General features: G+C 69.8%; 12 protein-coding genes. 5 read left to right on the plus strand and 7 right to left on the minus strand.

The window, feature by feature from the left end; all coding sequences use genetic code 11:
• The first annotated feature begins 4 nt into the window (after positions 1-4).
• On the plus strand, positions 5-625 hold the full coding sequence (locus tag ACWEQO_RS29660; RefSeq protein WP_452985874.1) for a hypothetical protein: 621 nt from the start codon (positions 5-7) through the stop codon (positions 623-625).
• A gap of 111 nt (positions 626-736) precedes the next feature.
• Here the strand turns inward: ACWEQO_RS29660 and ACWEQO_RS29665 are convergent, their stop codons facing one another.
• The 7 genes from ACWEQO_RS29665 to eccB all read right to left on the minus strand — a co-directional run bounded on the left by ACWEQO_RS29665 (position 737) and on the right by eccB (position 8118).
• Positions 737-1039, minus strand: a complete 303-nt coding sequence (locus ACWEQO_RS29665; protein WP_361459945.1) for a WXG100 family type VII secretion target — start codon at positions 1037-1039, stop codon at positions 737-739.
• A gap of 48 nt (positions 1040-1087) precedes the next feature.
• Positions 1088-1429 (minus strand): WXG100 family type VII secretion target, encoded by a 342-nt coding sequence (locus tag ACWEQO_RS29670; protein WP_202281526.1) that lies wholly within the window; start codon positions 1427-1429, stop codon positions 1088-1090.
• 102 nt (positions 1430-1531) lie between these two features.
• The gene (locus ACWEQO_RS29675; RefSeq protein WP_452985875.1) at positions 1532-2647 is read right to left on the minus strand and encodes a S8 family serine peptidase; all 1116 of its coding nucleotides are present in this window, start codon (positions 2645-2647) and stop codon (positions 1532-1534) included.
• A gap of 201 nt (positions 2648-2848) precedes the next feature.
• Positions 2849-4609, minus strand: coding sequence for a hypothetical protein (locus tag ACWEQO_RS29680; RefSeq protein WP_452985876.1), 1761 nt, complete (start codon positions 4607-4609; stop codon positions 2849-2851).
• Positions 4606-5034, minus strand: a complete 429-nt coding sequence (locus ACWEQO_RS29685) for a hypothetical protein (protein ID WP_452985877.1) — start codon at positions 5032-5034, stop codon at positions 4606-4608. Before ACWEQO_RS29685 ends, ACWEQO_RS29680 begins: the two co-directional genes overlap by 4 nt.
• 255 nt (positions 5035-5289) lie before the next feature.
• Positions 5290-6564: a type VII secretion-associated serine protease mycosin gene (mycP, locus tag ACWEQO_RS29690; protein ID WP_452985878.1), complete on the minus strand. Its 1275-nt coding sequence runs from the start codon at positions 6562-6564 to the stop codon at positions 5290-5292.
• 18 nt (positions 6565-6582) lie between these two features.
• Complete coding sequence (eccB, locus tag ACWEQO_RS29695) at positions 6583-8118, minus strand: type VII secretion protein EccB (protein ID WP_452985879.1); 1536 nt, start codon at positions 8116-8118, stop codon at positions 6583-6585.
• A gap of 237 nt (positions 8119-8355) precedes the next feature.
• Here eccB and eccE point away from each other — a divergent pair, with 237 nt between their 5' ends.
• The 4 genes from eccE (at position 8356) to ACWEQO_RS29715 (ending at position 15885) form a co-directional block, all read left to right on the plus strand.
• Complete coding sequence (gene eccE, locus ACWEQO_RS29700) at positions 8356-9672, plus strand: type VII secretion protein EccE (protein WP_452985880.1); 1317 nt, start codon at positions 8356-8358, stop codon at positions 9670-9672.
• A 5-nt stretch (positions 9673-9677) separates the two neighbouring features.
• Positions 9678-10499 (plus strand): hypothetical protein, encoded by an 822-nt coding sequence (locus ACWEQO_RS29705; RefSeq protein WP_452985881.1) that lies wholly within the window; start codon positions 9678-9680, stop codon positions 10497-10499.
• A 249-nt stretch (positions 10500-10748) separates the two neighbouring features.
• Positions 10749-13664 carry an SCO5717 family growth-regulating ATPase gene (locus ACWEQO_RS29710; RefSeq protein ID WP_452985882.1) on the plus strand — a complete coding sequence of 972 codons (2916 nt, stop codon included), beginning with the start codon at positions 10749-10751 and terminating at the stop codon, positions 13662-13664.
• 295 nt (positions 13665-13959) lie between these two features.
• Positions 13960-15885, plus strand: coding sequence for an ABC transporter substrate-binding protein (locus tag ACWEQO_RS29715; protein ID WP_452985883.1), 1926 nt, complete (start codon positions 13960-13962; stop codon positions 15883-15885).
• Positions 15886-15890 lie beyond the last annotated feature (5 nt).

Consider the following 15890-nt stretch of genomic DNA (forward strand, 5'->3'; position numbering starts at 1 on the left):
GCCGGTGGCCGCAGCCGTTCTGACCGCTGCGGCCCTGCTGACCGGCTGCGACGGCGGGGCGCTGCCTCTGGGCCTGGCCGGCCTGACCGAGACCGCCGACGGCGTACCGGAGGACGGGGCGGACACCTGCCCGCTGCCCTACGACATAGCAAAGGCCGCAGGGACCGCGGGACTGGAGGGGAAGATCGGCCCCGGCTCAGTGCAGAAGGAGTATGAAACACCTGTCGCCACGGTCGCGGGTGGCAAGCGCGCCAAGGCCGGGGATCCATTGGCCGAGAATCCTGGTGTACTGGTGAGCTGCACTTTCCATATCGGTCAGGACGATGTGCAGGTGCATACCATCGCCACCAGCAAGCCACATGCGATTCCCTACCTGGCACCGGTGATCTCACCGCTGACCGGGGCGTCCGTCAATAACTCGATCAACTACGTCACCGAAGCGGCCGAAGCCAAGGCCCGAGAGATGACGGTCGCCGACAGCGGTAATGTCGCTGCTGTACGCCTGAAGCTCGACGGCGAGGGAGACGCCGCCCTCCTGGTCGGTGTCGGAGAGGCGGGGGCCGCTTCTCCGAGCCGGAAGCAGGTCACCGACCTCGCCAAGGCGCTCGCAGATGAGGTGCAGTAGTTCAGGCCTCTCTGAGAGGCAATGCCTGCCGTGTCATGACGTACGACAGGGTGGACACCTCCCGCGCGTGTCCACCCTGTTCGCTTTCTGCGTGCGCTGTGCGCGGTCGCCCTACATGAAGTAGCCGGCGCCCCTCAGGTCGCCGCCTCGGTAGTCACCGCCGGCGGCGCCGACGGTCTTGCCGATGCTGAGCAGCGCCTGGTGGATGCCGGAAGCGTGACGGTCCCACTCCTTGGTCTTCTTGGTGAATTCCTCGAACGCTTCACCACCCCAGCCCTCGGCTGCTTCCAGCACCGCCTTCTTGAGGGCCTCGAGGTCCTCCTCGAGCTTCTTGGCCTGGTCACCGAGTTCGGTGGCGAGCGCGTCCATGGTGCCGTAGGTGACGGCGAGTTCGCTGTAGTGGGGTGCGGGCATGTCTTCCTCGTTTCTTTGGGAGTCGGCAGTCGTCTTCGAGAACTCGCGTCAGTACTTGCTGAGTGCCGAGGTCTTTCCACCGAGGTCTTCTACCGAGATCTTGGCGACGTCGGCCTCGATCTGGTCCTCGAGCTTGCGCTTGTCGGCCTTGTTCAGCTGGATGCCCTCGAGGAAGTCGTCGAGCATGCGGCCGATCGAGGCCATGTGGCTGTTGATCTCCGTCTGCTTCTTGTCGAAGGCGATGGCGCCCTGGCCGGTCCAATGCTTCTCGATCATGTCGATCGTTGCCTGGAGTCGGGTGAGAGACTGCCTGATCGAGTCGTACCGGTCGACGACGTTCGTCTGGAGCTTCTCTACTTGGGCCTCGTAAAGCTTGCGGCCTTCAGCCATGTCGGCAGTCCCTTTCGTGAGAGCGGTGGTGCGGTGCGGTGTGGCACCGCGTGGTGGTGGGTGGTCGGTTGTGCCGGGGGCCGGTTGGTGTGTGCGCCTTTTCTATGCGCGTCGTCGTGAGCGGATCACGGCGAAGGCGCCGCCCCCGATCGCCAGGACCGCCGCTGCGGCTCCGAGGGCCACCCAGAGGGTGGTGTTGTCGGAAGTCCCCGTGTCGAAGGCGGCTGTTGAGTTCTGGTCATCGCCATCCGACGTTTCCGGTTCCTTCGAGGGCTCGGGCGACGGTGCGGGGGAGGTGGCCACCGGGTCACCCGATTCGTCCAGGACCCCGGTGGCGTTTTCCCTGGCGAGGGGGTCGGTGCCGGGCGGGCTGGGTTTGAAGTCTGCGTCCATCAGGACCCTGCGCGGACGGATCAGGCCGTAGCCGAGGTAAACGCTCGGGTCGTCCTTAGCCCAACTGCGGCCGGCGGTGTCAATGAGGCTGGCGAGGACCTGGTTGGCAGTCCAGTCGGGGTGGGCGGACCAGATAAGGGCGGCGGAGGCAGAGGTGAGAGCGGTGGCGGCGCTCGTTCCTCCCTGATCGCAGTACGAGCGGAAGGTTGCGTCGCACCAGCCGGGCATGTTGATCCCAGGAGCTGCCAAGTCGACGTAGTTTCCGTACTCCGAAAACTTCGCTACCTTTCCGGACTCGTCCGAGGCAGCAACACCGACTACATAGGGATAGGCGGCAGGATATCCAATGAGGCTCTTTCTTTCCGCATCGTTCCCCACGGAGGCGAACATCAATTTACCCTTGGACTGAGCATACTTTACGGCCGACTCAACTTCGGAGTTGTCACCCGGGCTTCCAAATGACATATTGATGATTTTGGCATCGCTGTCAGCAGCTGCTCTGATCGCTTCGGCCGGGCTCGGAGTCTTACTTATCTCCGCCTTGTCCTTCAGAACATCGGTGAACACGATCCGGTAAGGCACGATTCTGGCTCCGGGAGCAAGCCCCTTCAGGCCCCCACCCGCGCCGGTGCCGACGATCAGTTCCGCCATGGTTGTGCCATGGCCATCGTAATCATCAGTGGCCCCATAAGCGACAGTTCGTGGCACCTCGTCCGTGAGTACCTGCCCTTTCAGGGAAGGAGTTTCAGGGTTGACACCAGAATCGATGACCGCAACCTTGACCCCCTTTCCGGTGCTCACTTTCCATATCTCATCGGTTTTCATCGCCGACAGGTACCACTGTTGCGACTGGGCGTCTGCAGCTACTGCACCGGACGTCAGACCTGCCGAGAGGATGAGTACAGCCCCAAGTGCTGAGCAGACACAAGTGCTCCACCTCTTGTGCCGCTCCCGAGAGGTCGCGCTCCGCCTGACGCGTCGGCTGAACCTTGACACCATGCTTCTGTCTGTCCTTCTTCAGTCCGGTCAGTCGGTCGCCGACGGATCACTGCGCCGCTCATCGCGACGTGAACGGCCCGTGTCGGAGCCGCGGTTACCTGTGGCACCACGTTGCGTCCCGGAGGATGCCTCAGTGGTGCGTACTCCGTTCCTTGGGCCGGGAGCTCTCCCGTTGGGCGTTCTGACGACACCGTCAGGGCTGCGGACGGAACGGCGGGAAGCCTGCCCTGTGTTCGACGTCGTAGAAGGTACTCCGATCACCCCGTGCTGACCGGGTCTCTGCCCAGTCGTGCGCGAACCAGGTGCACTTTCACCACCGATGACCGTGCCGCGCGGCAACTTGGAGCCATTCCCGCCAGGCGCAGCGCCAGTGACTGGCCGCCCGCCGATAACACCACCGCTACGCCCGGGACTACTACGGTCGGACGGCGAGGCTCCCACAGCACCTACAGGACCACGGGGGACACCTCCGACGTGTCCGGGCATCGGTCCTCCAGGCTTCGGTACCCCGCCGACGATGCCACGTCCCACAGGAGCAGTTCCGGGACTCCCTGCTTGCCCCGGCAGCGCGATACGTCCCACTGGTCCCAGAGGGCCGGTCCCGCGGCTTCCCACCGGCCCCGGCGCAGCAGCACGTGGACTCTGGCCCAAGGGACCAGGTCCGGTACGACCTGCCGGAGTGTTGCCTGTTGTGCCCCCGGCTCGTCCCTGTGCCGACGAGGGAACCTTGGCCGCGGGCACGCCACTGGGTCCCCGGGTGCGTCCAACGGTCCCGCGAAGAGCGGGTGTAGCCGTGCTGGGGACGATGGGAGGAATCGATCCCTGCTGACCAACGGGTCCAGCCGTCGCTGGTGGTGTGGCCGTGGTCGGCTTCATGGCCTCCTGGGGCGGCAACGTACCAGCGCTGTTGATCTCCGTGCCGACTCGTTGGTCTGGACGTGCAACGGCATCGACTGTTTCCCTGGTGACGGGCGCTAGATCTCCAACTGGCTGCGACCGCGCGGCAGGTGAATTAACCGGCTGTCGGTCTACGACTGCCGAATCTTCGGCCCCCGGCAGCCCTGGCGTCACCCGCACTCGGGGAGGCTCCACTTTCTCACCGCCCCACGGCTCCGGGACCCCCGCATCCGGCATCTTCGGGAACACCGGTTCCTCCGCCTTCGCCATCGTTCCCGCTGACACCGTGTAGAACGACGCCAGCCGGTACATCTGGTTGATGGCTTCCTGGCGGTGGTCCTCTGCCTTCACCGCTGCCGTGTACTCGTCGTTGCTGTCGACCTGCTTGGCCTCGGGGATCTCCTCGACCCGCTTGGGGTCGGTGCGGTTGTCGCGCGGGGGCATGGACTTGCGGACGGAGGCGAGGCCGGAGCCGGCGGCCATGACCTGGGTGCCGACGACATCGGCGTAGTCGGCGATGCCCTTGGCGGTCCTGACGAGGCTGGTGGCCCACTTGGTGAAGGCGGTCTGGGACTCGCCCTTCCAGTCGATGTCGCCGAGGAGGTTGTCCTCGAGTTCGTCGGCGGCCTTCTGGATGGCGTCCCGGGCATCGATGAGGGCGGTGCCGGCGGACTCCAGGAGTTCCGGGTTGGCGGAGTCGACGATGTCGATCATCTGGTTGAGCTTGTAGTCCTCGAAGCTCGTGAAAGCGAAGTGGATGCCCCGGACCGAACCCAACGGGCTGACGGCGAGGCTGCTCATGCGCGTGACGGCATCGAGCATGTTGTTCTGCGCCAGCGCCTCCTGCCGCTCCTCTTGGTGGAGGACCGGCTTGTTCTCTTCGCCGCTCATGAGTACCCCGCATCGGTCTGGCCAGCACGGTTGTCACGCTGGCCGAGCATCTGTTCCGTCGTCTGGTTGACCTCGGTCCGGATCTCGTGGAACCGCCGGCGCTGTTCCTCTTCGAGGTTGTCGAAGGTGACGTCCACGCCGTGTACGGCGATCTGCATGGCCTCCAGTTGGAGTGCCAGCGACTTGGAGAGGGCGGTGATGCGTTCGTGGACGCGCTCGTACTCCAGGTGGAGCATCTTGCCCTCCGGGAAGGCGCCGCTGCCGAAGGCCGTCTCCGGCAGGCTGTGGGCCCGGACCTTCGACGAGCCGCCCGGCGATTCCTCGAAGGTGGAAAGCAGGTCGTCCACCCGCTTCTTGAACGTCGACAACGCCATCACACCGCGGCGCAGATCCGCTGCGCCCCCGCCCCCGTCTGCAGGAAGCACTCTGCTCTCCTCCCCGTTCTCCCCGTGCTGTGGCCGGGTCCGCGCACGTCACCCGACGGTTCGCGCCCTTGCGGCGATCACGGCCGCAACCACAACGGAATCACAACAGAACCACTCTAGTGACCCGCACCGACAGTCCCAACTGCCATATCCAGTCGTGGTACTGACACACTGCAGGCTTTCGCCCGTCGTTCACCGGACAATATGGCTCTCACTTCGGTCACGGGCACCCCGACCGTGACCGAGCGGTCTTTCTCACATTGCAGTGCGGTCCCTGCGAACGCCCGCCGTCCGAGGCCGTCTGCGGGCGTCCCGGATCGCCACCGCCGTTCCGCCCAGCCCTGCCACCAGGACCGCCGCGCCGACGGTGACGTAGGTCGCGAGGCGGGCGTTCCGTTCGTCGGCGGTCTCGCCGAGTGGGAACTTCGCCGCGGCAGGCGCCTCAGCCTTGGTCAAGCCCTCGTCGGGCCTGGGAGATTCGATCGGCCGGTCGTCCTCCGTCAGTGCGCGGACCGGGTCCACCACTCCCCAGCCGACCAGGCGGTCGTGGCCGGCGATGGTGCGTTCCGCGGTCTGTTCGATCTGGGCGACGATCTGGCGTGGGGTCCAGGTGGGGTGCTCGGCCTTGATGAGCGCCGCGATGCCCGCGACGTACGGCGCGGAGAAGCTGGTGCCGTTGTCGGCGCAGTGGCCTCCGCGGGGAACGGTGGAGATGATGTCGACGCCCGGTGCCGCCACGCCGACGAAGTCACCGGACTGGGAGAAGGCCGCGCGTTCGTTGTTGCGGTCGGAGGCGGCGACGGCGAGGACGCCCTCGTAGGAGGCGGGGTAGGTCTTCTTGGTGTTGCCGCCGAGTCCGCCGTTGCCCGCCGATGCGACGATGACGACCCCCCGGGCCAGGGCCTCCTCGACCGCCGCTTTCAGCTTCGGGTCCGGTTCGACGGCGCCCGCGGTGTCCTGGGAGATGTTGATGACGCCCGCACCGGCCTGGACGGCGTGGTCGATCGAGCGGGCGAGGCTGTCGGTGTCTCCGTTGCCCTCCGCGTCGTTCTGCTGGATCGGGATGATGGTCGCCTCGGGGGCCAGGCCCACGAAGCCGGTCCCCTCGGCGGGCCGGGCGGCGATGATGCCGGCGACCTTGGTGCCGTGGCCGACGGTGTCGGTGGTGCCGTTCTCGTTGCCCCGGTCGACGGGGTCGCCGTCCTTGTCCTTGAGGTTCTTGGGCAGGAAGTTGCGGCCGCTCTTCACGTCCACCGCGTTCTTCAGCTGTGGGTTCTTCACGTCGACGCCGGTGTCGATGACGGCGACCCGTACGCCCTTGCCCCTGGATTCGCTCCACAGCTCGTCGAGCCGGACGCGCTGGAGGGACCAAGGGCGGCCCGGATAGGCGGCGTTGGGGTATGCGCACTGGCCGGAGAAGGAGTCCTCCGCGGCAGCCGGGGGCGCGCCGGCCAGGGAGGCCGCCGTCAGCAGGGTCGCGGCGGCTGCCGTGAGGAGGGGGAGGAAGCGAAGGCGCTTGTTGCGTCGCATGATGGGTGGCGTCCTCCGCTACGAGCCCTGCGGCTGGCGTGCCGCGGCCGTGGACAGGCGGGGGCCCGTGGGGAGGAACGCGGACCAGGCGGCGGGAATCGGCGCGGGGTCCACGTCGGCGTAGCCCAGGCGTGTCTGGGCCTGCTGGGCCTCCTGCTCCAACTGCTTCTTCTCCTCGGCCGACATGCCGATCCCGGCGTCGTCGGTGGCGCTGTCCGCGTTGGACTGCAGGACGTAGCGGAGGCCGGTGTCGGTGACCAGGAAGACGGGGCCCGCCTTCGTCTCCGCGCCCTTGAACTGGCGGTAGAGCTGACCGGAGCCGGGCGTGACGTAGGCGCTGGAGGAGCCGGCGGGGAGGTCGGCCGGGAAGTCGGTGCCCGCCCAGGTGCTGAGGGTGGTGGCGCCCTTGTCGCCGACGCCGCGCAGGACGTTGCAGATCGTGTTGCGGCTGCCCTTGGCGTCCGACGTCGAGTTGACCGCCTCGGGGGTGCCGGTCGGCCAGTCGTGCTCCGTGCCGAAGGGCTCGCCCGGGACGATCGCCCCGGGGCTCATGTCCAGTGCCTGTCCGGCCTGCCCGACCTGTGCCAGGTCCTTGCTGAACAGCAGGAGTTGGGCGACGAAGGCGGACACCGGCGCGACCCGGCCGGGCAGCACGACGTAGTACTGCTCCTTGTTGTTGTCGAACGCCTTGAGCACCGTGCCGACCTTGTCGGCCGACTCGCCGAGCTTGCCGGGGGCGTTCGCGGGTGTGCCGGGCGTGCCCTCGACGTCCGGGAAGGTGATCGGGTCGCCCTGGTGGAGGGTCGCCAGCCACTCCCGGGACACCCGCTGGGGTTCGCGTCCGGAGCCGACGACCGTGCGCAGCAGCAGTTCCAGGTCGGCGCCGGTGTCCACCTCGTCGATCCGGTACGCCGTGCCGCCCGGGTCCACGACGAAGCGCTTGCCGTCGGGGCCTGCCACGTAGAGCAGTTCGCCGCCGGTCAGCTTCTGCTTGCCCTCGGTCAGTTCCTTCTCGCGGTCGGCGAGGACCAGCGCGGCCTTCTGGATGGACCGTCCGCCCGCGCTCGGACGCTCACAGACCGCCCACCGCTTGGCGGCGCCCGCCTCCTTCTCGGAGGGCAGGCGGTCGGGGGCGTAGGGGATGCCGATGGTGAGGCCGTGCGGGATCTTGCCGCTGTCCAGGAGCGATTCGCTCACGGTGACGACGTCGCCCTTTCCGGGGGCGAGGAGGAGCTTGGCGGACGCCATGTTGAGCACGGGGTGCAGCTGGGCCTCGTCGCCGGTCTTCAGGACGACGTACCGGGTGGTCGACTTGCTGGCGATGATCACCTTCTCGTTGGGGGTGTCCCAGCCCTTGGGCGCGGTGGGCTTGAACATGCCCCAGGCGCCGAACACGGCCATGACGATCACGCCGATGACGAGTCCGGGCACCACGCCCCGCAGGGGGCGCGGCGCGCCTTCCTCGGAGCCGTGCGGGAACGACTGGACGAAGGCCGCGAGCAAGCGGCGCTTCGCGAAGGTGTAGGCGTTGAGTTGATCCCGCCGAGATGCCATTGGTGAGTGTCTCTCCCCGTGTCCCGCCCGTGTGCGTCCGTGTCTGCCCCGGGCCCGCCCGTGTCTGCCCGGGCGGTGCCGGGGATCGCCGTCCCCTGCCCGCCGATGCCGGACGCGGCCCCTACTATGCCTGGTGTGAGGGGGGAGTTGGGGACCGGGTAGGGTGCCTGGGCCCTTCGGAGCCTGGTGCGGTACCGGAGTTCCAGCGAGTTGCGGGCGAATTGGGGGGATGGAGTGATGGTTGCCGGAACGCGGGCCTCGAGCCGTGACCGGACGGAGGCACGCGGCTCCGCCGGGCAGGGGTCGCGGGCGACGCGGCAGCCGTCCGCGCGAGGCGGTCTCCATCTCAGCCTGCGTGCGGGGCGGCCGGGTTCGTTCCGGCTGCAACGGATCGTCCTGCTGGAGCTCGCGGTCGCCGTCCTCCTCGTCGGATGGGCCCTCGGCACCCTGGCTCTGGTGCCCGCCGCCGTGATCTCCGTCGCGTTGGTCCTGCCGGCCTTCGTCCGTCGCCGGGGCCGTTCCCTGCCCGAGTGGGTCGCCACGGCGCGGGCCCTGCGCGTCCGGCGGAAGCGCGCCCCGGAGCTGGTGATAGCGCCCGGCACCGAGCCGGGACTCGCCCCGGCCCTGGAGTGCGATCCGAGCCTGCGCACGTACGCGTACGGCGGCCGGGAGCGGCGGCCCGTCGGCATCATCGGGGACGGGACCTTCGTCACCGCGGTGGTGCAGGTGGAGGGGGACGCCACTGCCCTGCGCGCCGAGCGGAGCCGGCGGCCGCTGCCACTGGCCCTGGTGCGGGACGCGCTCGAGGTGGACGGAATCCTCCTGGAGTCGGCGCAGATCGTGCTGCACACGCAGCCCGCGCCCGCGCTGCACCTGCCGCGTCAGTCCGTGGCCGTCAGCAATTACGCGCCGTTGCAGGAGCAGACCGGTGCTCCCGCGGTACGGATCACCTGGATCGCGTTGAAGGTCACCCCGGAGCTGTGTCCGGAGGCCGTGGCGGCCCGGGGCGGGGGCCTGGTCGGCGCGCAGAAGTGCGTCGTGCGGGTCGCCGACCACCTCGTCAGCCGGCTGACCGGCGCCGGGTTCCGCGCCACGGTGCTCGACGAGGAGGAGCTGACCTCGGCCATCGCCACGTCGGCCTGCGCCAACCCGCTGGTGACGGCCGAAGCCGGACGGGCGGACCGGCACGAGAGACGCACCGAGGAGTCCAGCCGGAGCTGGCGCTGCGACAACCGCAGGCACACCACGTACTGGATCCGCAAGTGGCCTCAACTGGGCGGCGACCACGGGAGTTCGCTGCCCCAGTTCGTCGCGCGGGTCACGGCGGTTCCCGCGCTCGCCACCACGGTCAGTCTCACCCTCGCGCGCGCGGACCGGCGGGAGATGTCGTTGCGGGGCCATCTGCGGATCACCGGGCGCAGCGCCGAGGAACTGACCGAAGCACGGCGTGCGCTGGAGAGCGCCGCGCGGGAGGCCGGCGCGGCGCTGACCCGGCTCGACCGGGAGCAACTGCCGGGCGTGCTCGCCACTCTGCCCCTCGGAGGTGTTCGGTGACCGCCATGACGACACGGACCACTGACGGGCCGGAGGGTCCGGGCGGGCCGGACGGGCCCGCTGCGCCGGGAGCCTCGGCCGCACCGAGCGGTGCACGGCCCTCGGCCGCCCGGCGGGCACGCGGCCTGCTGCACGCCGGTTTCGGCCTGCTCGGTCCACGCCACGGCCACCACACCCTGTCCGCGGAGGACATGGACGCGCTGTCGCTGCCCATCGGGGACGACGGCGTCGTCATCGGGGTGGACGCCGAGGGGCAGTCGGCGGTGCTGGGACTGAACCGGCCCACACCGTACGAGGTCGTGCTCATCGGCGGTCTGTGGACGGCCCAGGTGTTCGCGCTGCGGGCCGCGGCGACCGGTGCGCGGGTGGCCGTGGAGACCGGGCGGGCGCAGGCGTGGACGCAGATGGTCCACGCCATGGGCGGCGGTCAGAACGGGCTCGCGGTCTACGACGTGGGGCGGGTCCCCCCGCTGGGCGCCTCGGCCGGTACGCCGGTGCTGGTGGTGCGCGACTGCGGCATGCGTCCGCCGCGGGGACGCGTGGTCTCCGGGCCCTGGAGGTCGGTGCTGACGCTTCTGCCCTATCTCAGTCCCGTCGCGCCCCGGCTGATCCGGCAGGCGCGTCTCGTGGGCGTGCAGCGGGTGTCGCCGGACGAGGCCGGTGAGTTGGGCCGCTCGATGGGCTTGCCCCGGGATGACGTGGAGGCGCTGCCGACCCTCGCGGACGGCGTCACCCTCTGGTGCGCCGACCGTGATCGGCAGTACGTGATGACTCAACCGACGGACGCTGAGATCGGGTTGCTGGGTACGCCGCGGCGGATGGACTGAAGACACGGCCGCTGTGCAACCTGTTCACAGGACGGGCCTGCCGGTGTGTCGGTGATGGCGATTAGGCTGGGACCGGGCGCGATGCCAGAACCCGTGGACCGGACGTCGGTGCCCAGGGGGCCGGTGGGTCGGACGACCGTGATCGGACGAAGTCGCAGCGTCCCCCGAAACGCCCTCGGACAAGTCTGGATGACGAGAAATGGTCGCCTCAGCACGGCGTGAGGGTGTTCGACCACACCAGGAGGAACTGTGAGCAGCGATCGGGACGGGACGCGCGGGGGCTGGGCCACACCCGGCGATGACCAGCCCGACGCGGAGTCCGCCGTCGAGGCGACGGGCGAGTTCACCATCGACTACGCGCCGCCGGCCTGGTACACGCAGAACGCTTCGGAGGGGTCGAGGTCGGGGAACTCCTGGAAGGGGGCCGATTCTTCGCCCCCTTCTCCCCCTTCATCTCCTTCATCTCCTTCGTCTCCCTCATCTTCTTCGTCTGCTCCCGCGTCGGGGACGAGCGGAGCCGTTCCGCCGTTGCCCGGGGTGGCCCCGCCGCCGCACGCGGTGGGTGCCGAGAGGGCTTCGTCGATTCCGACGCCCGCTCCGGGAGCGCCTTTCACCCCGCCCGCTCCGCCGACCGGGGGGCCGGTCGCCGTGCCCAGGCTTCCGGCGGGGAGCGGGTTCGAGCCGCAGCAGCCTTCGGCGGGGGACGAGCGGGGCGAGGCGCCCGTGCCCGCTCCCCCGTCCGCGCCCGAGCCGGAGCCCGGCTCGGGTAACGGCGACCTCGAGAGCGGTGCCACCATCCGGTTCTCCCCCGCCGCCCTGAAGCGGGAGATCCCCGAGCCCGAGACCGCCCCCGAGGCGGAGGCGGAGGCGTCCCCGAAGCCGGACGCGCGGCCGGAGTCGGCCGAGGCTCCGAACGGGACCGATGACGTCGAGGCCGCCGAGGCCGCCGACGGTCTTGAGGACCAGGACATCGCCGTCGCCGACGCCTCCGAACCGTCCATGGAGGGTGGTCAGGACGACGCGGGCGATGCCGAGGGCTCCGAAGACGCTGTCCTCGAGGCCGAGGCCGAGGCGGACGCGCCGGAGGGCGGCGTGGCCGGTTCCGACGGTGCGGACGACGGCCCGGAAACCTCAGACAGCGCAGACAGCACAGACAGCGCGCCTCAGGATGCCGTCCCGGCACCCTCCGACCCTCCGGCCCCGGCCGCCTGGACTCCCCCGGCGCCGCCGGTGGCGCCGCCCCCGGCGTACCCCGCCGCCCCGGCACCGGCGAGTCAGTGGCCCGCACAGCCGCCGCAGGCCCCTACGGCGGCTCCGGCACAGCCCACGGGCGCGGAAGCGCCCGTGGGGCAGCCGCCGTTCCAGCCGCCGTTCCAGCCGCAGGCACCGCAGCCCGCGCCCGCCGCCTGGAACGCACCGGACGGGCCGACGCCACCGCAGCACCCGGCACCGGCCCCGCACGCTCCGCAGGCCGGATACGGTTTCCCCCAGTCAGGTGTTCCCGGTCCCGGCGCTCCCATCGGCTACGGGTTCCCGCCCGCCGGTCCCGCGCCGGCCGCCCCGACTCCCCCGGCCCAGCCGGGCGGTTACGGCTTCCCGCAGCAACCGCCCGCGCAGCAGGCGCCTCCGCAGCAGCCCGTACCGCCGCAGGCGCAGCCCCAGCAGGCTCAGCAACCGCAGGCCGCCCAGCAGGGTTTCCCCCTCCAGCAGCCCCAGCCCCAGCCCCCGCACGCCGGTCAGCCGCCGCAGCCGCCGCAGCCGCCCGTCGATCCCCGCATCGGGGCCGCCTGGCCGCAGCCGATCCAGCACGACCAGCGGCAGCAGACCAACCCCGGTGCCGCGCCGCTCGGTTACACCGCGGCCGTGGAGCTGTCCTCGGACCGGCTGCTCAACAGCAAGAAGCAGAAGGCGAAGAGCAGTCGGCCGGCTGCGGGCGGGTCGCGTTTCAAACTGGGCGGGAAGAAGGAGGAGGCCGAGCGCCAGCGGAAGTTGGAGCTGATCCGTACGCCGGTGCTGTCCTGCTACCGGATCGCCGTGATCAGTCTCAAGGGCGGTGTCGGCAAGACGACCACGACCACCGCGCTCGGCGCCACCCTCGCCAGCGAGCGGCAGGACAAGATCCTCGCGATCGACGCCAACCCCGACGCCGGCACGCTCGGCCGCCGGGTGCGGCGGGAGACCGGGGCCACCATCCGTGACCTGGTGCAGGCGATCCCCCACCTCAACTCGTACATGGACATCCGGCGGTTCACCTCCCAGGCCCCCTCCGGCCTGGAGATCATCGCCAACGACGTCGACCCCGCCGTCTCGACGACCTTCAACGACGAGGACTACCGGCGGGCCATCGACGTGCTGGGCAAGCAGTACCCGATCATCCTCACCGACTCCGGTACGGGTCTGCTCTACAGCGCCATGCGCGGGGTGCTGGACCTGGCCGATCAGCTCATCATCATCTCGACGCCGTCCGTGGACGGTGCGAGCAGCGCCAGCACGACGCTGGACTGGCTGTCGGCCCACGGGTACGCGGATCTCGTCTCGCGGTCGCTCACGGTCATCTCGGGTGTGCGCGAGACCGGCAAGATGATCAAGGTCGACGACATCGTGTCGCACTTCCAGACCCGCTGCCGGGGCGTGATCGTCGTGCCGTTCGACGAGCATCTGGCCGCCGGTGCGGAGGTCGATCTCGACATGATGCGGCCGAAGGTGCGGGAGGCGTACTTCAACCTCGCGTCGCTGGTCGCCGAGGACTTCGTCCGGCACCAGCAGTCGCACGGCCTGTGGACCTCCGACGGAAACCCGCCGCCGGTCGCCGCCCCGCCCCTGCCGGGGCAGTACGTCCCGGGACAGTACGCCCCGGGTCAGCACATGCCGGGCCGGCCGTACCCCGGGCAGCCGGGCCCGTACCCCCAGCAGCCGCAGCCCGGCCAGCCGTACGCCCCCTCCGGTCAACCCGGTCAGCCCCACCCGCAGCAGGGCCGGCCCCACCCCCAGCCCCCCGCACCGCCCGGCCCGGCGTACCCGCAGGCCGCTCCCGGCCAGCCGTACCCCCAGCCCGGCTACGGCTATCCGTACCCGGGCCCGCCCGGCCACCCGGACCAGCACGGCGGGGGGCAGGCACCGCCTCCGCAGGCGCCTCCCCCGCAGGCACCGCCTCCACAGCAGTAGGGAATTTCACCCGATCGGCCCCTTTCGAGGGGCCGATCCCGTTTCCGGCCCGCACCCTTCACACACGGATGCGGGTTCTCCCGCATCCGGGGTGCGGCACAGCGCCAGGCGCTGGCCAGGAGCGTTTCAGTGGTCTCGACCAATGGGCGCACAGTGCTCGCCGATTCGTTGTTTCCGCAGGCCACATGGGGTGCGCGCGCCGTTGACGCCCGCCGGATACCGCTGATAGACACTCACCACTCACCTGATCAGCCCGTCCTACCCGTGCGAGTGATGACGCGAGGTCAGCGACCCTATGGACACGAACGATCAGTACAGAGGTCAGCACGAGACCGGACGCCCGGTCACCGGAGCACGGACCGGACCACGGACCGGACCGTGGACCGGGAGCGGCGTTCCGCGTCGGGTCCGGCTCGCCACGGCGGCCGGTGCGGCCGCGCTCGCCCTCACCGCCGGGCTCGCGACCCCGCTCGCCCCGGCGCCGCGGCAGGCACAGGCGGCCGACGGCGGGAAGCAGACGCTGACCGTCGCGGTGGCGCAGAGCGTCGACTCGCTCAGCCCGTTCCTCGCGGTGCGGCTGCTCAGTACGAGCATTCACCGGCTCACCTACGAGTACCTGACCAACTACGACCCCGAGGACAACCGGGTCGTCCCGGGCCTGGCCACCGAGTGGAAGTCGTCCCCGGACAAGTTGACCTGGACGTACACCATCCGCTCCGACTCGAAGTGGTCGGACGGGCGGCAGGCGACCGCCGAGGACGCGGCGTGGACGTTCAACACGATGATGACCGACGAGGGCGCGGCCACGGCCAACGGCAGTTTCGTCGCCAACTTCGAGGAGGTCACCGCGCCGAGCCCGACCGAGCTGGTCGTCCGGCTGAAGAAGCCGCAGGCCACCATGACGGCGCTGGACGTGCCGATCGTGCCCCGGCACGTGTGGGAGAAGGTCGACGACTTCTCGAAGTTCAACAACGACAAGGACTTCCCGATCGTCGGCAACGGGCCGTTCGTCCTCACCGGCTACAAGCCCGACAGCTATGTGCGGCTGGTGCCCAACAAGGACTTCTGGCGCGGGGCGCCGAAGTTCGACGAGCTGCTCTTCCGGTACTACAAGGACCAGGACGCGGCGGTGTCCGCGCTGCGCAAGGGCGAGGTGTCGTTCGTCGCCGGGTCGCCGTCCCTGACGCCGGCGCAGGCGGACTCACTCCGGAACGAGGAGAACATCAAGGTCAACGACGCGCCCGGCCGCCGCTTCTACGCCCTCGCCACCAATCCGGGCGCGAAGGCGAAGAACGGCGAGAAGATGGGGGACGGGCACCCTTCGCTGCTGGACCGGCGGGTCCGCAACGCGCTGTTCCGGGCGGTGGACCGGAAGACCATCGTCGACAAGGTGTTCCGGGGCCACGCGAAGGTGGGCGCGGGCTACATCCCGCCGCGGTACGGGCAGTACTTCTGGGAGCCGTCGGCCGACCAGGAGCTGACGTACGACCCGGCGGAGGCGGCCCGGCTGCTCGATCAGGCGGGCTACGAGAAGAACGGTGACGGCAAGCGGGTCGGCAAGGACGGCAAGCCGCTGAAGTACCGGGTCCTGTGCCACGCCACCGACCCGAACGACAAGGCCGTCGGCAAGTACCTCGAGGAGTGGTGGGGCGACCTCGGCATCGGGATCACGCTCAGCTGTCTGGACAACGTGACCGATCCCTGGCTCGCCGGCGAATACGACCTGGCCTTCGACGGCTGGTCGGTCAACCCCGACCCCGACTTCGTCCTGTCGATCCACACCTGCGGGGCGCTTCCGGCGACCCCGAAGGACACCGGCGCGACCGACAACTTCATCTGCGACAAGAAGTACGACGAGCTGTACGCGCGGCAGTTGGCCGAGTACGACCCCGCCGAACGGGCGAACATCGTCCAGCAGATGGAGTCACGGCTGTACGACCTCGGGTACATGAACGTCATGGCGTATCCGAACGCGGTCGAGGCGTACCGCACCGACCAGATCGAGTCGATCACCACGATGCCGAAGAAGGCCGGCAACCTCTACGGCCAGGACGGCTACTGGAGTTGGTGGTCCGCGGTGCCGGCGAACTCCGGTGAGGCATCCGAAAGCGGGTCGTCGACGGGGGTGGTCGTCGGGATCGCCGCGGGTGCCGTGGTCCTCGTCGGGCTGGGGGTGTTCGTGGCGATGCGGCGGCGGGCCACCGCCGAGGACCGCGAGTAGGGCGG

It is taken from the genome of Streptomyces sp. NPDC004051 (genome assembly GCF_053604275.1).